Source organism: Xanthomonas sp. NCPPB 2866 (genome assembly GCF_041475745.2).
Taxonomy (GTDB): domain Bacteria; phylum Pseudomonadota; class Gammaproteobacteria; order Xanthomonadales; family Xanthomonadaceae; genus Xanthomonas; species Xanthomonas arboricola.
The window spans coordinates 4445904-4463192 of record NZ_CM192975.1 but is presented as its reverse complement, the minus strand read 5'-3'; the positions used below and the strand labels follow the sequence as shown (position 1 = coordinate 4463192).

The 17289-nt window shown below is 66.8% G+C and carries 19 protein-coding genes and 1 tRNA gene; 13 read left to right on the top strand and 7 right to left on the bottom strand.

From position 1 onward, the window contains the following. The first annotated feature begins 3 nt into the window (after window positions 1–3). From ACCQ04_RS18995 to ACCQ04_RS18985, 3 genes are all read left to right on the top strand, one after another. Entirely contained in the window at window positions 4–1374 is a 1371-nt protein-coding gene (locus ACCQ04_RS18995; RefSeq protein ID WP_024939071.1) for an ATP-binding protein, read from the top strand. A gap of 231 nt (window positions 1375–1605) precedes the next feature. Next, window positions 1606–3087 carry a DUF1800 domain-containing protein gene (locus ACCQ04_RS18990; RefSeq protein ID WP_372358594.1) on the top strand — a complete coding sequence of 494 codons (1482 nt, stop codon included), beginning with the start codon at window positions 1606–1608 and terminating at the stop codon, window positions 3085–3087. A gap of 83 nt (window positions 3088–3170) precedes the next feature. Continuing rightward, complete coding sequence (locus ACCQ04_RS18985) at window positions 3171–4358, top strand: DUF1501 domain-containing protein (protein WP_226427934.1); 1188 nt, start codon at window positions 3171–3173, stop codon at window positions 4356–4358. 156 nt (window positions 4359–4514) lie between these two features. Here the strand turns inward: ACCQ04_RS18985 and ACCQ04_RS18980 are convergent, their stop codons facing one another. Both ACCQ04_RS18980 and ACCQ04_RS18975 read right to left on the bottom strand, forming a co-directional pair. Beyond that, window positions 4515–5270 carry a M90 family metallopeptidase gene (locus tag ACCQ04_RS18980; protein ID WP_184632861.1) on the bottom strand — a complete coding sequence of 252 codons (756 nt, stop codon included), beginning with the start codon at window positions 5268–5270 and terminating at the stop codon, window positions 4515–4517. A gap of 8 nt (window positions 5271–5278) precedes the next feature. Next, entirely contained in the window at window positions 5279–5593 is a 315-nt protein-coding gene (locus tag ACCQ04_RS18975) for a hypothetical protein (RefSeq protein ID WP_024939067.1), read from the bottom strand. An 88-nt stretch (window positions 5594–5681) separates the two neighbouring features. Between ACCQ04_RS18975 and birA the strand changes: the two genes are divergently transcribed. From birA to ACCQ04_RS18955, 4 genes are all read left to right on the top strand, one after another. Continuing rightward, window positions 5682–6647 carry a bifunctional biotin--[acetyl-CoA-carboxylase] ligase/biotin operon repressor BirA gene (gene birA, locus ACCQ04_RS18970; protein WP_024939066.1) on the top strand — a complete coding sequence of 322 codons (966 nt, stop codon included), beginning with the start codon at window positions 5682–5684 and terminating at the stop codon, window positions 6645–6647. After that, window positions 6644–7372 (top strand): type III pantothenate kinase, encoded by a 729-nt coding sequence (locus ACCQ04_RS18965; RefSeq protein ID WP_039524746.1) that lies wholly within the window; start codon window positions 6644–6646, stop codon window positions 7370–7372. Before birA ends, ACCQ04_RS18965 begins: the two co-directional genes overlap by 4 nt. A gap of 153 nt (window positions 7373–7525) precedes the next feature. Further along, window positions 7526–8416 carry an SPOR domain-containing protein gene (locus tag ACCQ04_RS18960; protein WP_226427935.1) on the top strand — a complete coding sequence of 297 codons (891 nt, stop codon included), beginning with the start codon at window positions 7526–7528 and terminating at the stop codon, window positions 8414–8416. Between the two features lie 32 nt (window positions 8417–8448). Further along, window positions 8449–8524 (top strand) — tRNA-Thr (locus tag ACCQ04_RS18955). A 178-nt stretch (window positions 8525–8702) separates the two neighbouring features. Here ACCQ04_RS18955 and tmk read toward each other — a convergent pair. The 5 genes from tmk to ACCQ04_RS18930 form a co-directional block, all read right to left on the bottom strand. Continuing rightward, window positions 8703–9380: a dTMP kinase gene (tmk, locus tag ACCQ04_RS18950; protein WP_226427936.1), complete on the bottom strand. Its 678-nt coding sequence runs from the start codon at window positions 9378–9380 to the stop codon at window positions 8703–8705. A gap of 509 nt (window positions 9381–9889) precedes the next feature. Continuing rightward, on the bottom strand, window positions 9890–10432 hold the full coding sequence (locus ACCQ04_RS18945) for a GTP-binding protein (RefSeq protein ID WP_016904520.1): 543 nt from the start codon (window positions 10430–10432) through the stop codon (window positions 9890–9892). After that, window positions 10429–11346, bottom strand: a complete 918-nt coding sequence (locus ACCQ04_RS18940; RefSeq protein ID WP_226427937.1) for a hypothetical protein — start codon at window positions 11344–11346, stop codon at window positions 10429–10431. The genes ACCQ04_RS18945 and ACCQ04_RS18940 overlap by 4 nt, the downstream gene beginning before the upstream one ends. Before the next feature lie 94 nt (window positions 11347–11440). Then, window positions 11441–11800: a roadblock/LC7 domain-containing protein gene (locus tag ACCQ04_RS18935; RefSeq protein WP_016904518.1), complete on the bottom strand. Its 360-nt coding sequence runs from the start codon at window positions 11798–11800 to the stop codon at window positions 11441–11443. Between the two features lie 64 nt (window positions 11801–11864). Further along, window positions 11865–12317, bottom strand: coding sequence for a roadblock/LC7 domain-containing protein (locus tag ACCQ04_RS18930; protein ID WP_054591235.1), 453 nt, complete (start codon window positions 12315–12317; stop codon window positions 11865–11867). Between the two features lie 478 nt (window positions 12318–12795). Here ACCQ04_RS18930 and rocF point away from each other — a divergent pair, with 478 nt between their 5' ends. From rocF to ACCQ04_RS18900, 6 genes are all read left to right on the top strand, one after another. Beyond that, a complete protein-coding gene (gene rocF / locus ACCQ04_RS18925; RefSeq protein WP_102251133.1) occupies window positions 12796–13719 on the top strand; it encodes an arginase in 924 nt (307 codons plus the stop codon). A 110-nt stretch (window positions 13720–13829) separates the two neighbouring features. Continuing rightward, window positions 13830–13982 (top strand): entericidin A/B family lipoprotein, encoded by a 153-nt coding sequence (locus tag ACCQ04_RS18920; RefSeq protein WP_006451340.1) that lies wholly within the window; start codon window positions 13830–13832, stop codon window positions 13980–13982. Between the two features lie 78 nt (window positions 13983–14060). Continuing rightward, window positions 14061–14195, top strand: a complete 135-nt coding sequence (locus tag ACCQ04_RS18915; protein ID WP_016904515.1) for an entericidin A/B family lipoprotein — start codon at window positions 14061–14063, stop codon at window positions 14193–14195. Window positions 14196–14443: 248 nt separating this feature from the next. Continuing rightward, on the top strand, window positions 14444–14653 hold the full coding sequence (locus tag ACCQ04_RS18910; protein ID WP_016904514.1) for a CsbD family protein: 210 nt from the start codon (window positions 14444–14446) through the stop codon (window positions 14651–14653). 181 nt (window positions 14654–14834) lie between these two features. Next, window positions 14835–16124 carry a tryptophan--tRNA ligase gene (locus ACCQ04_RS18905; protein ID WP_226427938.1) on the top strand — a complete coding sequence of 430 codons (1290 nt, stop codon included), beginning with the start codon at window positions 14835–14837 and terminating at the stop codon, window positions 16122–16124. Window positions 16125–16181: 57 nt separating this feature from the next. After that, window positions 16182–17126, top strand: coding sequence for an MBL fold metallo-hydrolase (locus tag ACCQ04_RS18900; RefSeq protein WP_226427939.1), 945 nt, complete (start codon window positions 16182–16184; stop codon window positions 17124–17126). The last annotated feature ends 163 nt before the right edge of the window (window positions 17127–17289 follow it).

The following is a 17289-nucleotide window of genomic DNA, read 5'->3' as shown; positions in this document are numbered from 1 at the left end:
TCGCTGCAGGCCCGCCAGCTGCTGGCCGCCAGCCTCAGTCTGGTGGCCTTCCTGGCGCTGGCGGGTTACGCGCTGGATGTGGCGTTCGCCGACACCGCCGAAAAGAATCTGCGCGAGCGGCTGAAGAACTACGCCTCTGCGTATGCCGCCAATATCGATTTCGTCCGCGACGGCTCGCTGTACATCGGCGGCCAGCCGCCGGATCCACGTTTCGATGTGCCCGGCGGCGGGCTGTACGTGGAAGTCGTGCGCCCGGACGAAAGCTGGACCTCGATGTCGGCCGAAGGCCCGAACATTCCGCACGGGCGCATGCTCGAGCCGCGCCAGGAAGAATTCATCGGCCCGCTGGAGATGACCCAGATCGACGGCAGCGTGGGCCAGTTGTACCGCTACGGCCTGGGCGTGAGTTACGTCGAGCGCGAACACGGCGGCGAGATTCCGTACACCATCTACGTGATGGAAGATGCGCGCTCGATGGGCGCGCAGCTGCGCGTGTTCCGTGGCGCGGTGTGGTTCTACCTCGGCAGTGCCGGTGTGGTGCTGCTGGTGCTGCAGGCCTTCATCCTGCAGTGGAGCCTGCGGCCGCTGCGGCGGGTCATCAACGAGTTGACCAAGGTGCAGCGCGGCGAGATCCAGCGCATGAGCGAGCAGCATCCGCGCGAACTGGAGCCGCTGACCGAAAGCATCAACGCCTTCATCGAGAGCGAGCGCGACAATCTGGACCGCCAGCGCAACACGCTGGCCGATCTTGCACACAGCCTCAAGACGCCGATCGCGGTGTTGCGCACCCAGCTCGATAGCGGCCAGTCCGAGCGCGACCTGCACGAGGAAATGGATGTGCAGTTGCGCCGCATGAACGATCTGGTGTCCTACCAGCTCGCTCGCGCGGCCTCCAGCGGGCATAAGCTGTTCGCCGCACCGCTGCCGATCGAGTCGACCGCCGAGGAGATCGTGCGCGGGCTGGAGAAGGTCTATTCGGTCAAGGGCGTGTTGTGCGAATTCGATATTTCGCCCGATGCGCGCTTTCATGGCGAGCCGGGCGATCTGCAGGAATTGCTGGGCAACCTGCTGGAAAACGGCTTCAAGTGGGCGCGCAGCCGCGTGCTGCTGACCGCACAGCCCGGTCCCACCACCGGCAGCCGTCGTGCCGGATTGATCCTGTCGGTGGAAGACGACGGCCCCGGCATCGCGCCGGAAGACGTAGCCAAGATCCTGCAGCGTGGCGTACGTGGCGACGAGCGCGTGCAAGGCCACGGCATCGGCATGTCGATCGTGCAGGATCTGATCAAGGCTTACCGCGGCGAGCTGCAGGTGGTGCGCTCGCAGGAACTGGGCGGCGCCCGCTTCGACGTGACCCTGCCACCGGGACTGTGACCGGCATGGGGTGCGGAATGAACCCGTGGTCAACGCCGCGGCGCGCTCCGACAACCGTTTAACGCCCCGCGCGTTGGCTTGACCATACTGGGCCCGTTTCAGGCCGTTGCGATGGAGAGCTGCATGTTCGAGCGCAATGCACAGACACGCTGGCTGAGCGCACGTCCAGCAGGCGCGCCCCGCCATCACCGATGGCAGCTGGCATGGCTGTTGGCGGGCTGCGCTTTGGCGATGTCGTGCAGTGCTGCCAATTCGGCACTGACGCCGGCGCAGACACGCTGGCTGCAGCGTGCGACCTACGGCGTGGATGCCGACAGCGCCGCGCAACTGCAGCGGCTCGGCCCCAAGCGCTATGGCAGGTCGCTGTTGCAGGCCAGCGACGATGCGGCGTTGCCAGCGCCGATCCGTGCACAGCTGCAGCACTTCGATGCGCTGCACACGCCGTTGCTGACATTGCTCACGCAGTACGAGGCCGACAAGATCCGCCTGCAAGACATGCCCGATGGTGAGGAAAAGACCGCCTTGCGCAAGGCATGGCAGGCGCGTGGTGGGCAGATGCTGACCCAGGCGCGTCAGGCGCAGCTGTTGCGTGCGGTGTATGCGCCGGAGCAGACGCGCGAGCAGCTGGTGTGGTTCTGGCTCAATCATTTCAGCGTGTACGCCGACAAGGGGCGGGTGAAATGGATGGCGGCCGATTACATGGAAAACGCGATCCGCCCGCATGCCACCGGCAAGTTCGCCGACCTGGTGATGGCGACGCTGGAAAGCCCGGCGATGCTGGAATATCTGGACAACGCCAAGAACGCCAAGGGCAAGGTCAACGAAAATTACGCGCGCGAACTGATGGAACTGCATACGCTGGGTGTGCATGGCGGTTATAGCCAGCAGGATGTGCAGCAACTGGCGCTGATACTGACCGGCGCCGGCCTGGTGCCGGTCAAGGCCGAGGGCGCTCCGCCCTTGCCGACTGCCGTGCCGGGGCAACCGCAAGTGGTGCGCAAGGGGCTGTTCGAATTCAATCCCGCACGCCATCAACCCGGCGACAAGACCTTGCTGGGCCAGCGCATCGCCGCGGGCGGCCTGGATGAGATCGAGCGCGCGGTGCAGCTGTTGGTGCGGCAGCCGGCATGCGCGCATTTCATTTCGCAGCGTTTGGCCGAGTACTTTGTCAGCGACAAGCCGCCGGCCGCGCTGGTCGAGCGCATGGCGAACACGTTTCAACGCAGCGATGGCGATATCGCCCAGGTGATGCAGGCCATGCTGGACGCGCCGGAATTTGCGCAGGCGCAACCACGCAAGTTCAAGGATCCGAATCGGTTCGTGGTTTCGGCCATGCGACTGGCGTACGAGGGCCAGCCGGTGGTCAATGCCGCGCCGATGGCGAGCTGGCTGCAGCAACTCGGCGAGCCGCTGTTCGGGCGCATCACCCCGGATGGCTGGTCGCTGCAATCGCAGGCATGGACCAGCTCCGGGCAACTGGCGCGACGCTTCGAGGTGGCACGTTCGCTGGGTAGCGGACCCAAGCAACTGTTCCGCTTCGATGGCGATAACGACACGCCACTGCCGGCGCTGACGCAGATCGACATGCGCCCATCGTATCGCCGGGTGGCGCCGTCGCTCTCCAGCGGCACGCGCGATGCCTTGGCGCAGGCGCGTTCGCCTGCGGAATGGAACGGATTCCTGCTGTCATCGCCTGACTTCAACTTTCGCTGATTCGAGAGTTGCCGATTCGACGGTTGCCGATTCAAACCCGCTGTTCAACGTTCGACCAGCGATCACCGCCACGGGAGCGCGCCATGCAACGACGTCAATTTCTGCTTGCCTCTGCAGCGGCCGCAAGTCTGCCCTGGAGCGGTCGCTTGTTTGCTGCGCCACGCGACAGCGCGCGCATGCTGGTGGTATTTCTGCGCGGCGGCTACGACAGCAATAATCTGCTGGTACCGCATGCCAGCGATTTTTATTATCAGGCGCGTCCGACCCTGGCGATCGCGCGGCCGGATGCGGCCAACCCGAACAGTGCCGTTGCGCTGGATACGCAATGGGGTCTCAACCCGGTGATGCGCGATGCGCTGCTGCCGCTGTGGCAACGCCGGCAACTGGCGTTCGTGCCGTTTGCCGGTACCGACGATCTGTCGCGCAGTCACTTCGAAACCCAGGACGATATCGAATCCGGTCAGGCTGGCCGGCAGCGCCGCGATTATCGTTCCGGCTTCATGGCGCGCCTGGCGGGTGTGCTCAGCGGAGTGCCGGCGATTGCCTTCACCGATTCCTTACCGCTGACCTTCCAGGGCGGCGGCGACTTGCCCAACGTGTCGTTGCGGGGCATCGGCAAGGGCGGTCTGGATGCGCGTCAGGCACAGATCCTGTCGCAAATGTACGACGCAACCCCGCTGGCGGCCGCTGCGCGCGAGGGACTGGCACTGCGTCAGCAGGTCACCGCGCAGCTGCGCGAAGAGATGGAGCAGGCCGGTCGCGGCGCCGCCAGTGCGCGCACCTTCGCCGACGAAACCCGGCGCATGGCAAGCCTGATGCGCGAGCGTTATCGGCTGGGCTTTGTCGATGTCGGCGGTTGGGACACGCATGCCAATCAGGGCAGTGTCGAAGGCGGCCTGGCGAACAATCTGCGCAATCTGGGCGAAGGGCTGGCGGCATACGCCGACGCCCTCGGGCCGGCATGGAAGGATACCGTGGTGGTGGTGCTGTCCGAGTTCGGCCGCACCTTCCGCGAGAACGGCAGCAGGGGCACCGATCACGGGCACGGCACCACCTATTGGGTGCTGGGTGGCAGCGTGCGTGGCGGCCGGATCGCCGGCGAGCAGGTAGAAGTTGCGCAGGCGCAGCTGCTGCAGAACCGCGATTATCCGGTGCTCACCAATTACCGCAGCCTGTTCGGCGGTGTATTGAGCCGGTTGTGGGGATTGTCGCCTGCGCAGCTGGAACGGGTGTTTCCCGGTGCCAGGCCGCGCGATCTTGGGTTGGTGTGAGTGCCTGGCAATGCGCGAGCGATGTCGATCCGTCCGCGTGTAGCCGCGTGCGACATCGCGCATTGGTGTGCTCAGTCGCTTGAAACGCGTGCGATTGATGCGCGCGACAGCATTGCACGACGACAGCCCAACGCATGCAGGCATGCCACCGCACCATCAGCGCTGCGCTGACGCCGCAAACGGCGACGGCCCATAAAAACGCGTCAGCTGTGCAGCGACATCCGGCATGAGGCGCGCCAGCAGCTGTGGCGCGGAGAAGTGGTATTCGCTTACGACCGCGAAGAATTCTTCCGGTGCCTCGGCGGCATACGGGTCGATCTCGGTGTCTTCGCCCGCATCGACGCGTTGGCAAAACGTATCGAAGGCGCGCTGGAAATCGCGTGCCCAGGCACGCTGTGCAGCGCGCGGCAGCGGCGGGGTGCCGTCGAGCGCGCCATCGAGTGCATCGAGCTTGTGCGCCATCTCATGCACGATCACGTTGAAGCCGGCCTGCGGGTCGTCCAGGTCGGCCTGTACGTCGGCCCAGCTGACGATCAGCGGCCCTTGCTCCCAGGCCTCGCCAATCAGGGTGTCGTCCCAGGCATGCATCACTCCGGCCGCATCCACATGCGTGCGTTGCACGCGGAATGCGTCCGGGTAAACGATCAGCTGCGACCAGCCACGCCAGCCGGCCGCGCCGATGTTCAGCAGCGGCAGGCAACACATGGCAGCCAGCAAAACGTGATCGTGCGGTTGCAGCTGCAGCCCGTCGAGCGGGGAAATGGTTTTTTGCTGCAGGAACTGCGCGGTCAGTGCACGCAGACGGTGCTGGCGGGGCGGATCGAGCGCAGCGACCCAGGCGCAGCGGCGGCTGACCGGCAGCCATAAGAGATCGGGAATATCGGCCGGCGGCCGGCGCAGCCGGCGCAACAACCACTGGATCAGCGGAACATGCCCGGCAGGAAGCTATGCCAGCGCGGCATCGTGCGCATGCGGGGGAACAGTCCGTCGCCGTCGCCACCACCACCGCCGGTGGCCGGCGCGGGCTTGTGCGCGGGAGCACGTGCCGGGGTTGCCGGCTCGCCGTTGGGGGTTCTGCCGCGTGCCGCCGAGTTGCTGCTGACGCAGCTCTCATGATCGCCATCGGCCAGCTGGTCCGATGCCAGCGCGGCAAGCGGAGCCAACAACAGGAGCAGGCAAACCGTGATTCGGCGCATCGTCCACATCCAGGGCAAGCGGCGTGAGTCGCCGATCATAACGTGCTTTTCACTCCCTCACGCAAGCCAGGCTGGGCGGGTGCGGACGCTTGGCGCATACTTTCGCGGATCGATTTGGGGACTTGCCGTGGATGACCGCGCCTTGCTGGCCAAACTTGCGAGCGGCCGGCTATCCGGCGATGCGTTGGCGCGCGATGCCGGGTTGACCCGTGCGGCGGTGTGGAAGCGGATCCAGAATCTGCGCGCGGCCGGGGTCGAGATCGAAGGGCGGGCCGGGGACGGCTACCGCCTGGCGGCGCCGCTGGACCTGCTGGACGACGCGCGCATTCGTGCGGCGATGGCGGCCGATGCGCTGGCAGGCCTGGCTGCGCTGGAGATCGCCTGGACCCTGGAATCCACCAACACCAGCTTGCTGGCGCGCCCGGCGCCGGCGCAGGGCGTGGCGGTCCTGCTGGCCGAGCGGCAGACCGGCGGGCGCGGCCGGCGTGGGCGTCAATGGACCTCGCCACTGGGTGCGCACATCTATCTGTCGGCCTCGCGCCGTTTCAGCGGCGGATTGGGCCAGCTGGCCGGGCTCAGCCTGGCCGTGGGCGTGGCGGTGGCCGAGGCCCTGCGCGGTTGTGGCTTTGCCGATGTCGGGTTGAAGTGGCCCAACGATCTGCTGGCGCGCGAGCGCAAGCTGGGCGGCCTGCTGATCGAAGGCGGCGGCGAAATGGCCGGCAACGCGCGCGCGGTGATCGGGTTGGGTTTGAACGTGCATATGCCCGCGGCAGCGGCCGCTGCGATCGACCAACCGTGGGTGGATCTGGATACGCTGGCCGGCCACGCGGTGTCGCGCGATACCGTGGTGGCCGCAGTGTTGTCGGCGCTGCTGCCGGCGCTGGAGCTGTTCGAGGCGCAGGGGCTGGCCCCGTTCCTGGGCCGCTATGCGGACCTGGACGTACTGAGCGGCCGCGCGGTGCAGGTCGAGGAGGCCGGCACCCGGCATCACGGCATTGCGCTTGGCCTGGCAGCCGACGGCGCGTTGCGGGTGCAACTGGGCGAGACGGTACGGCTATTCCACTCCGGAGAAGTGAGCGTGAGACCTGCATGAGCGAGTGGTTGTTCGACCTGGGAAATTCGCGGTTCAAGTACGCACCGCTGCAGGGCGACCGCGCCGGCGACGTGCAGGCCTGGCCGCACGGTGCCGAGGCGATGGATGCGGCCGCGTTGTCGGCCTTGCCCACCGGACGCATCGCGCATGTGGCCAGCGTGGCTGCGCCGGCGTTGACGCAGCGCATGCTCGGCTGCCTGCGCGAGCGTTTCGAACAGGTGCGCATCGTGCGGACCGCGGCCGAGTGCGCCGGCATCCGCATCGCCTACGCAGACCCGGGCCGCTTCGGGGTCGATCGCTTCCTGGCGCTGCTGGGCGCACGCGGCGACGCACCGGTGCTGGTGGCCGGCGTGGGCACCGCGCTGACCATCGATGTGCTCGGCGCCGACGGGCAGCACCACGGCGGCCGTATCGCCGCCTCGCCGACCACCATGCGCGAGGCGCTGCATGCGCGCGCGGTGCAGTTGCCGGCCAGTGGCGGGACCTATGTCGAGCTGGCCGACGACACCGACGATGCGCTGACCTCCGGCTGCGATGGCGCGGCGGTGGCGCTGATCGAGCGCAGCCTGCAGCACGCGCAACGTAGTCTGGGCGTACCGGTGCGGCTGCTGGTGCACGGGGGCGGCGCGCCGCCGCTGCTGCCGTTATTGCCCGATGCCAGCTTCCGCGCCGCGCTGGTGCTGGACGGGCTGGCGACCTGGGCGAGGTCTGCGTCGGCGCCTTGAACGGCGGGCCATGCGATCGTGCGGCCACGCGGCGGGCGCGGCCGGGAGACGGGATCGGTCGGCCGCGCTCGTACACTGCGCCTACCGCCTGGCGTGGGCAGCAAGCCGACCAGCGCTCGCCGGTTGTGACTGCCCGCGCTTAGAATCCATCGCATGTATGTCCGCGTACTCATCGTTGTCCTGATCGTCCTCAATGCCGGTGTGGCCTTGTGGTGGGCATTGCAGCCGGCACCGGCAGCGGTGGCGGCACCGCCGCAGCCGGCCGGTGTGGCGCGCCTGGAAGTGCTGCCGAGCACTGCGGCAGCATCGCTAGCAGCGCCAGGCGAGGCGAGCGAGGCAGGCATGGTCCCGGCAGCTGCGGTCACCGCACCATCGGATGCACCTGCACCTGCACCTGCACCTGCACCGACTGAGACACCGACGGCAGCAGCGGCAGCGTCTTCTTCGATAGATGCGGCCGCCGCGAAGGTGGCCGCAACGTCGCAGACGTCGGCACAGGTTCCACCACCAGCCAAGGTCGCTCCAACACCGAACGAAGTTGCGGCAGTGGCGATCAAACCATCGCCAGCGGTACCTACTCCCGCCGCTGCGCCGGAGCGTTGCGCCAGCCTGGGGCCGTATGCGGCGCGCGCCGATGCGGATGCCGCGCTGGCACGCCTGCGTGGCCAGGCCCTGCGCACCCGCGTGCGCGAGGACAAGGACGCCGGGGTCAGTACGTTCCGGGTGATGCTGCCCAATGTCGGCGATCGTGCAGCGGCGCAAGCCTTGGTCAAGCGCATCGCCGCCGCCGGCATGGGCGACTATTACGTGATTGCCCAGGGCGAGGACAACACCATCGCGCTGGGGCAGTACCAGAGTCGCGAGCGTGCCGAGCGCCGTCAGGCCAGCCTGGTCGGTGCAGGGTTTCCGGCGCAGTTGCTGCCCAGCGGCACCGGGCAATCGCGCTGGTGGATCGATGTGCGCAGCACGGCTGCGATCGGCACATTGCAGGGCACCGCCGGTGCAACGCGTCAGCGGTCGCTAGATTGCGCCGCGCTGCGCTAGAATGCGCACCGGCGCGCAACGCGCCTGCCTTTGCCGGCATAGCTCAGTTGGTAGAGCAACCGCCTTGTAAGCGGTAGGTCCCCAGTTCGAATCCGGGTGCCGGCACCACGAAGGTTCTCTCGTCTTATCCCGAAATGTCCATGTAGCTCGGGGCTGACTGCGCTGTTGGGTCAGCGTCTCCGGGCCGCGCCTTGTCCGGTGTGATCGGCCGAAACAGCTATCTGCCCGCGGCCCGCCAATCACAACGCGCCAGTTGCTGTTGCCTGCGCGCAGGACGCGCAGCGACTCAGGCCGGGCGACCGGCCGACAGCAGTTCCAACGTGGCCTGGTCGGCATCGGTGGCGTCGACGCGCAGGCGTTCGGCCAGTGCGGCAACAACGATGGCGTGGGCCTGGCGGAGCACGCTGTCCGCGTCGGCGCTGGCATCCACGACGTGCTTTCCCGGCAACTGCAGCTGGGCAAAGATGCTGCGGCAGCGTTCCAGGTTGTCCTGGGTTTCGAAGTGATTGGGTGCATCGCCGCGGGCGCGGATACGCGCCAGGCCGGTGGGCGGGGGCAGGTCGAGCAGCAGCAGCACGTCCGGGCGCGGCGCGAAGGCGTTGCGCTCCAGCAGATCGTCCAGCGGCAGGCCGGCGGCGCCCTGGTAGGCGACCATCGAGGGGAAATAGCGGTCCAGGATCACGATGTCGCCCCGCTCCAGCGCCGGTGCGATCAGGGTGTCCACGTGTTCGTGGCGGTCGCGGATCAGCAGCTCGGCTTCTTCGTTGGCGCTGAGGCGGCCGGTGGCGGCGGACTGGCGCAGCTGGGTGCCCCAGGGGCCATTGGTCGGTTCCTTGCTGAGCACCACGCGCGCGCCGGCCGCTTCCAGCGTGGTGGCCAGGCGGCGGGCGAGGGTGGTCTTGCCGGCGCCGTCGATGCCTTCGATCGCGATCAGCAGACCGCCGGGCTTCAGTTCGATTGTCATCGCGCTACTTTATCCGATCGTGGTGCTGGATCAGCACCTGGCATTGGCGCGGACGTCGCCCTGCAGCGGCCGATCCCGGCGCATCGGGTCTGCGCTGCGCGTCACCGATGGCACCGCCGCTGCCGCGCGTCGATGCCTGTGCGGGATGGCTTGACGACGGTCTGTGCAACGCAGCGCCGGGCGCGCACAACAACCGCATCACGACCGCCGCTTGCAGGCGCTGCCGGCTGCTGGCGCTATTGCATATGCCGTATGACCGGTATGTCCTGCGCGATGTCGGGAACGTCCCGATGCCCTGATTTCTGGCTGCGCGGCATACTGAACAAGTCAGGCAAAGCACCCGAATGTATGACGTCCGCGTCGCGTGCCTGGCAACAAGGAAGATGGACGCGTCGCCGTCACCCTAGAGGCGGCATCCCCCGCGTGACGCCCTCTCAGGCACCGTCGTGACCGGATTCCTTGTTTTTCTCGCGCGCCGACCACGTCGGCAATGCCACGTACGCGCCCGCTCAGCTGGTCGCCGAGGTGTAACGATAGGACAGCAGCGACTTCACCAGGAACGTGATCTGGGTGGCCGAGCGTGCGTCCACGCGCATGACCGGGATGCGGAAGCCTTCGGCCACCAGCGCATCGCGGAACGGCGGCAGCAAAAAGTCCTGCATTTCGTCGGTCATGGTGATGCCCACCGCCAGGCTTGCCGCAGGTGCGATCTGCGAAAACTCGCGCAGCAAGGCCACGGTGGCATCGCGCATCTGCGGATCGCGCGCGCTGACCAGCACGATCACGCCCAACGCGCCGTCGCACACCAGCGGCCACATGAAATCCAGGTACTTCTGCCCGGGCACGCCGTAGACGTGCAGCAACTCGCCGTCTTCCAGTTCGATCGAGCTGTAGTCCAGTGCGACCGTGGTGTAGGTCTTGTCCCCGTAGGCATCCTGGCTGAGCGGCATCTCGGTGCTGACCGGCTCCACGTCGGAGATGGCGCGCACGGCGGTGGTCTTGCCGGCGCCCATGCCGCCAACGAACACCAGTTTGTTGGCCGGAAGACTCATGACTGCGCCTGAAAGAGAGAGAGGCCAAAGCGACGTGCGACCCAGGAGAAGAACCGGGAGTTGCTGCTGTCCGGACGGGGCTGCGTTGCAGGCACGGGAATCTCCGCAGTCTGGGCAAGGCCGCTGGCGAGTGCAGCGGCGAACAGGCATTCCACCGTTTGCAGCGGCAGCTTGCAAGCATTGGCCAGCGCCTGCGGGCGCCACGGGCGCGCATGCAGGTGGGCAATGGCAATCAGCTGCGCCGGCGAACTGGTCTCGGCACTCAGCTCCGGCCATTGCCGCAACCGCAGCGCATGGCTAGGTTCGACCGCCGGCAGCGCGGGGCGCAGGTGCTCGGGCAGGGCGAAATACAGCGCCTCGAAGGAAATACGTTGGCTCAGTGCGCTACCGGCGGTGTCCGGCGCAACCTGCCAGCCGGGGCGATCCAGGGCCGCCAGCAGCTCGGTCAAGGCGATGCCGGCGGGAAGCTGCACGCAGCTGTCGGCCGGGTCCACGCGCACCTGCAAATGTCCGTTGCGCAGCAGCACCGCAGCGGTGCCGAATTCGCCGCGGCAATGGCGGACCAGCAAGGCCGGCTCGGCGACCTGCGCATGATCGGAGGACGACAGCAACAGGCGCATCTGCTCGTTGAGTTCGCGCACGGTGGCGCCGTGCTTGAGCCATGCGCCGCCGACCGGTGTCCGCGACACCACCAGCACGCGCACGGGTTGCCCCTGCAAGGCCTGCCAGGCGGCCAGGCCATCGGGGCTTTCCAGCCCCAGCACCACCACCTCGGCGGCGTGTTGCGGCCATTGCCCCAACTGCACGTCGATGCGCTCGGCCAGCAGCAACGAGCACGCCAGTTTCAGGCGCGTGGTGTGCAGCAGGTCCAGGCCGGCCGTGGCGACCCGCATGGTGTGAATGGGTGAGGTCATGACAGGGCGCCGCGTCGGCGCGTAGCAAGTACGGTGGCTGCCGGTACGGACCGGCAGGCCGGGCAGGCGACGCGTGCGCGCCGCCTGGTTGGCATCAACCGAAGTCCAGGGTCTTCTCGAACGCCTTGAGCTCATGACGGGCCATGGCCAGATTGGCCTTGGCGCGATCCAGCACGACGTACAGGAACAAGGTGCCGTTGCTCTCCAGCGGGCGCAGCAGGTGGTATTGACGCGCCAGGGTGATCAGGATGTCTTCGATGGTGTCGTTGAGGCCGAGCTGCTCGGCGATACGGCGCTTGGCACGCACCACCTCGGTGTTGCCGGCTGCGGCAAGTTCCAGGTTGAGATCGGTGCCGCCGGTCATGCCCAGCGCCATGCCGCTGTCGCTATCGACCAGGGCAGCGCCGACGAAGCCGGCGATCGAATGCAGGTGTTCCAAATTGAGTTTTGACACGGGTCGTCCTTACGAGCGGTGAGAAATTCAGTGCACTGGCACAAGCACGAACAGTGCCAAACGCTCAGTCGGCCGGCTGCGCCAGCGCTGTCGCCAGGCGGCCGGCGCAGTCGCGTGCGTTGAACAGCAGCGCTGCGGCATTGAGATCGCTGCTGCCCACCGCGGTGAGCGTCAACGGTTTGTCGGCGCGAATGCGGATCAGCACCAGCTGCCCGCCGCGCGTACTGATGGTGGCGTAGTCGGCTTCGCTCAGACTGGATTCGCGTGCCAGGGTCTCGCCCAGGGTCAGGAACGAATTGGCCATCGCTGCCAGCCGGCGACCGTCCACATCCAGGCTGGATTGTTCGGCGATGGCGCGCCCGTCGGCAGTGGACAGCATCAGCAGACGGATGCCCGGCTCGCGCTCGATGGTCTGCGCGAACTCGCGCCCGATGCGTTGCAGATCGTATTGGTGCGACGCCCGCGCGACCTCGCCCACGGCAGCCTTGACGACCTGGTTGACGGCGTTATGCGGCATGAAATCCTCCCCTGTACGAAACCCGCTGCGCGATGAAAGACCTTGTCGATGACACCGGGTCCCGCGCTGGCGGGCGAACAGTAGCATCGGCACCTTCCGTCATCGTCATAGCACCCTCAATCTCTTAACTGTGCGGTCAGACAAGCACAGTCCGCAAAGCGCAGATACGCCACAAACTGCCCAACCACGTCACTTCAAGCAGCCATCAGACCGCGGTTGCCACCGCCAAGCGGGCGCGGCCGATGCACTGCCACTGCTCCGGCCTAACTGCAGCGCGCCTGTACCGCGGTGTTGCGCCTGCTATCCGTACCGGTCCGACCATTGCCCGCTACGCACTATCGGCCGCACTTTCGATTGCTGCAGGGGCAAATGCGATTGCGTGATCGGTGACGCAGGCCGGACGCCGTGCTGCGCTGCCGCGCGTCAGCGCACGAGCCGGCGACTAGACTGCAGCGCTTTCTCGATGCTGGAGCAATGCATGGCGACGCAGTACCTGCCGGTTTCCTTGATTGGCGTTCCCACCGACATCGGTGCCGGCCACCGTGGTGCGCGGATGGGGCCGGAGGCGTTGCGCATCGCCGGGCTGCAGGAGGCCTTGATCGGCCGCGGCGTGGAGGTGCACGACCTGGGCAACCTGGATGGCCCGCGCAATCCCTGGCAGGCCCCGCAGGCCGGCTACCGGCATCTGGACGAGGTGGTGGCCTGGAACCAGGCGCTGATGGAGGCCAGCTATGCGCAGCTGTGCGCAGGCCGCATGCCGGTCATGCTCGGTGGCGACCACTGCCTGGGCATCGGCTCGATCACCGCGGTGGCCAAGTACTGCCGCGAGCAGCAACGCCCGCTGCGGGTGCTGTGGCTGGATGCGCACTCGGACTTCAATACCAGTGAGGTGACACCGTCGGGCAACGTGCACGGCATGCCAGTGGCCTGCCTGTGCGGGCTGGGCCCGCAGGCGTTGACGCATCTGGGCGGCAGCGCACCGGCGTTGCTGCCCGAGCAGGTGCGGCAGATCGGCATCCGCTCGGTGGACCCGGAGGAGAAGCGCCTGATCAAACAGCACCGCATCGATGTCTACGACATGCGCTACATCGACGAGGCCGGCATGAAGCGCACCATGGAGACCGCCCTTCAGGGGATGAGTGATGACACCCATCTGCATGTGAGCTTCGACGTGGATTTCCTGGACCCGAGCATCGCACCGGGCGTGGGGACCACCGTGCCGGGTGGGCCCAACTACCGCGAGGCGCAGCTGGTGATGGAGATGATCGCCGACACCGGGCGCATGGGGTCGCTGGACATCGTCGAGCTCAATCCGGTCCTGGACAACCGCAACGCCACCGCCGAGCTGGCGGTGGATCTGGTCGAGAGCCTGTTCGGCAAGTCAACACTGATGCGAGATTGATCGATCACTGAACGCAGCACGCCACGTTCACATCAAATCCACGGCCGCGCAGTCAGATTTGTCGCCAGACACGGTGCGTCTGCACCGAACGCAGAACTTGAGGAAGACCGATGAAGCGACTGCTGACACTGATGGTACTGGGCCTGTTTTCGGCCGGCGTGATGACTGGCTGCAACACCATGGCCGGCGCCGGCAAGGACATGCAGGGTGCAGGCGAGAAGGTCGAAAAGAAGGCCGACAATTGCAGCGACGGTAAGTGCTGATCCTTGCGTTTTGAACCCTAGTTGTTTGATTTGATTGATCTGCGGCAAGCCGCCGCTTTACCCACGAAGGAGTCTGTTATGAAGCGTGCAATTGTGCTGCTGGTGCTGTCGGTGTTGTCGGTCGGTATGCTGTCGGGTTGCAACACCGTCGCAGGTGCCGGCAAGGACGTGCAGGGCGCTGGCGAGAAGGTGGAAGACGCTGCGCGCAAGTAATCTAGCGCTGCATGCAGAAAAAACGGGCCGCAAGGCCCGTTTTTTTGCCTGATGCCTTGCGCAGGCAGGGCAGCGCGGCGACGCATCTGGGCATACGACGGCGCGGCCATGCGTAGAGCTGCGCCGCAAGCGTCGGCAACCGTTCAGTGCGGTGAGTACGGGTTTGACGGCTTTTGATCTGCGGCGAACGGTGCGGTGGGCAACCTGCGCAGACGGTCAATCGCGGCCGCATCAGCGGAGTCGACGCAATGAACACTGACATCATTTCCGGCAAGTGGACCCAGCTCAAGGGCAAGGCGCAGGCCAAGTGGGGCGACCTCACCGACGACGATTTCAAGGTTGCCGAGGGCAACGCCGAATATCTGCAGGGTAAGTTGCAGGAGCGCTACGGCTGGGATCGCGACCGCGCCCAGACCGAGGTGCGCGCCTTCGAAAAGTCGTTGCGCGACGACACCTGACGGTGTCGCACAACCGCGCCCACCTTCCGTGGTGAGCGCAACTGCACAGGACGGGCCGCTCGATGCGGCCCGTCTTGCGTCTGCCGCCGCTGCCGGTAGCGGCAGGTACAAGGCACCGTCTCGTTCATGTCAGGGGCACGGAACCGCTAAACTTGCGTGCTGACTCCCTGGCCTTACGCAGATGACCACTCGCGTCCTTACCGGCATCACCACTTCCGGCACCCCGCATCTGGGCAATTACGTCGGCGCGATCCGCCCGGCCATCCAGGCCAGTACGGCTGCCGATGCGGAAAGCTTCTACTTCCTGGCCGACCTGCACAGCCTGATCAAGGCCCAGGACCCGGCGCGGACGCAGCGCTCCACGCTGGAGATCGCCGCCAGCTGGCTGGCCTGCGGCCTGGACCCGGAAACGGTGTGGTTCTATCGCCAGTCCGATGTGCCGGAGACCACCGAGTTGCTGTGGCTGCTGACCTGCGTGGCCGGCAAGGGCATCCTCAACCGTGCGCATGCCTACAAGGCGGCGGTGGACAAGAATCGCGCCGACGGCGAAGACGACGATGCGGGCGTGACCGCCGGCCTGTTCATGTACCCGGTGCTGATGGCTGCAGACATCCTGATCTTCAACGCGCACAAGGTGCCGGTGGGGCGTGACCAGATCCAGCATATCGAGATGGCGCGCGATTTCGCCCAGCGCTTCAACCACGTGTATGGCCGCGACTTTTTCACCCTGCCCGAGGTGGTGATCGACGAGCAGGTCTCGACCTTGCCGGGTCTGGACGGCCGCAAGATGAGCAAGAGTTACGGCAACACGATTCCGCTGTTCTCACCGCGCGAGGAACTGCGCAAGCTGGTGTTCTCCATCCTTACCGATTCGCGCGCGCCGGGCGAGGCCAAGGACACCCAGGGGTCGGCATTGTTCCAGCTGTACCAGGCCTTTGCCACGCCGCAGGAAACGGCGGCCCTTGCGCAGGCTTTTGCCGATGGCATCGGCTGGGGCGATGCCAAGCAACAGCTGTTCGAGCGTATCGACCAGGAGATCGCACCGCTGCGCACGCGCTATGAGGCGCTGATGGCCGAGCCGGCCAAGATCGAGGCGATCCTGCGCGCCGGTGGCGCACGTCTGCGCGCGCGCTACGCCACGCCGTTTTTGGCCGAGCTGCGTGCTGCGGTGGGTCTGCGCGATCTGTCCAGCCAGGGCGATGCGGCTACGACGCCAGCGAGCGAGAAGAGCGCGCCGCCGGTGTTCAAGCAATACCGCGAGAGCGACGGGCAGTTCTATTTCAAGTTGACCGACGGCGCCGGTGCGTTGCTGCTGCAGAGCGATGGCTTCGCCTCGCCACGCGATGCGGGCCAGCTGATTGCGCGGCTGAAGCAGGCCGAGCAGGGCAGCGACCTGCAATTGCCGGGCGTGCATGCGCAGGTGGAGGCGGAGGTGATCCTGGCGGCGCTGCGCGTGTTGCGCGAGGCGTAACGACACCCGTGGAGCCGGTGGCTAGACTGTGGCCTCTCGCATAGCCGTGGGGGAGCAATGACAGCGACTGCCGATTCCAGCATCCACACCATCGACACCGGCTTTGGCGGGGTGCAGTTCGATGCGGCGTACCTGATCGTCGAGGCGCAACGCGGCGCCTTCGTCGATTGCGGTACTTCGCTGTCGGTGCCGCAGATGCTGGCCGCATTGCAGTCGGCCGGGCTGACGCCGGCGCAGGTGGACTGGCTGATCCTGACCCACGTGCATCTGGATCACGCCGGCGGGGCGGGAGCCTTGCTGCAGCATCTGCCCAATGCGCGGGTGCTGGTGCATCCGCGCGGCGCGCCGCACATGATCGACCCCGCCCGACTGATCGCCGGTGCCACGGCGGTGTACGGCGCGGCGGAAATGGCGCGCAGTTACGGCGCGATCGTGCCGGTGCCGGCCGAGCGCGTGGTGGAAGCGGTCGACGGACAGACCGTGATGCTGGGCGAGCGCGCGCTGCGCACCATCGAGACGCCGGGCCACGCACGCCATCATCTGTGCGTGTGGGATGCGCGTAGCCGCAGCTGGTTCACTGGCGACACCTTCGGCCTGTCGTATCGCCAGCTCGATAGCGCGCAAGGCGCCTTCATCCTGCCGACCTCCTCGCCGGTGCAATTCGAACCGGAGGCGATGCTGCACTCGATCGCGCGGCTGATGGAGACCGCGCCGCAGGCGATGTATCTCACCCACTACGGCCGGGTCGAATCGCCGGCACCGCTGGCGCAGGCACTGGTCGAGCAGATCCATGCGATGACCGCCATCGCGCTGGACTGCGCGCAGCATGCTGACCGCCATCGCTGCATGGTGGCGGCGCTGACCGACCTGTATCTGCAGCGCGCCCGCCTGCACGGCTGCCGGCTGGACGATGCACGCGTGGCGCAGCTACTGGGCACCGACATCGAACTCAACGCGCAGGGCCTGGCGTGTTGGCTGGATCACGCGACGCGCACCAATTAGCGCCGCTGGAGTGGGTAACATCCACCCACTCGAACGCTGCAGCGAGTCGTCGCATCGTTCGGCGACAGTCAAAAGCCGCGTCAGTCGAGTGCGCGGTGTCCTCACCGCTTGCGGGACTTGCCGTGAATCCGTGCGGGGACACCGCACCAGAGAGTTGGTCGGC

What these genes read in the sequence shown, in the direction of transcription:
- ACCQ04_RS18990 (WP_372358594.1), top strand. Translation starts at nt 1,606, where the DNA reads ATGTCGTGCAGTGCTGCCAATTCGGCACTGACGCCGGCGCAGACACGC.
- ACCQ04_RS18985 (WP_226427934.1), top strand. Translation starts at nt 3,171, where the DNA reads ATGCAACGACGTCAATTTCTGCTTGCCTCTGCAGCGGCCGCAAGTCTG.
- ACCQ04_RS18975 (WP_024939067.1), bottom strand. Translation starts at nt 5,593, where the DNA reads ATGATCGGCGACTCACGCCGCTTGCCCTGGATGTGGACGATGCGCCGA.
- ACCQ04_RS18965 (WP_039524746.1), top strand. Translation starts at nt 6,644, where the DNA reads ATGAGCGAGTGGTTGTTCGACCTGGGAAATTCGCGGTTCAAGTACGCA.
- ACCQ04_RS18960 (WP_226427935.1), top strand. Translation starts at nt 7,526, where the DNA reads ATGTATGTCCGCGTACTCATCGTTGTCCTGATCGTCCTCAATGCCGGT.
- tmk (WP_226427936.1), bottom strand. Translation starts at nt 9,380, where the DNA reads ATGACAATCGAACTGAAGCCCGGCGGTCTGCTGATCGCGATCGAAGGC.
- ACCQ04_RS18945 (WP_016904520.1), bottom strand. Translation starts at nt 10,432, where the DNA reads ATGAGTCTTCCGGCCAACAAACTGGTGTTCGTTGGCGGCATGGGCGCC.
- ACCQ04_RS18940 (WP_226427937.1), bottom strand. Translation starts at nt 11,346, where the DNA reads ATGACCTCACCCATTCACACCATGCGGGTCGCCACGGCCGGCCTGGAC.
- ACCQ04_RS18930 (WP_054591235.1), bottom strand. Translation starts at nt 12,317, where the DNA reads ATGCCGCATAACGCCGTCAACCAGGTCGTCAAGGCTGCCGTGGGCGAG.
- rocF (WP_102251133.1), top strand. Translation starts at nt 12,796, where the DNA reads ATGGCGACGCAGTACCTGCCGGTTTCCTTGATTGGCGTTCCCACCGAC.
- ACCQ04_RS18920 (WP_006451340.1), top strand. Translation starts at nt 13,830, where the DNA reads ATGAAGCGACTGCTGACACTGATGGTACTGGGCCTGTTTTCGGCCGGC.
- ACCQ04_RS18915 (WP_016904515.1), top strand. Translation starts at nt 14,061, where the DNA reads ATGAAGCGTGCAATTGTGCTGCTGGTGCTGTCGGTGTTGTCGGTCGGT.
- ACCQ04_RS18910 (WP_016904514.1), top strand. Translation starts at nt 14,444, where the DNA reads ATGAACACTGACATCATTTCCGGCAAGTGGACCCAGCTCAAGGGCAAG.
- ACCQ04_RS18905 (WP_226427938.1), top strand. Translation starts at nt 14,835, where the DNA reads ATGACCACTCGCGTCCTTACCGGCATCACCACTTCCGGCACCCCGCAT.
- ACCQ04_RS18900 (WP_226427939.1), top strand. Translation starts at nt 16,182, where the DNA reads ATGACAGCGACTGCCGATTCCAGCATCCACACCATCGACACCGGCTTT.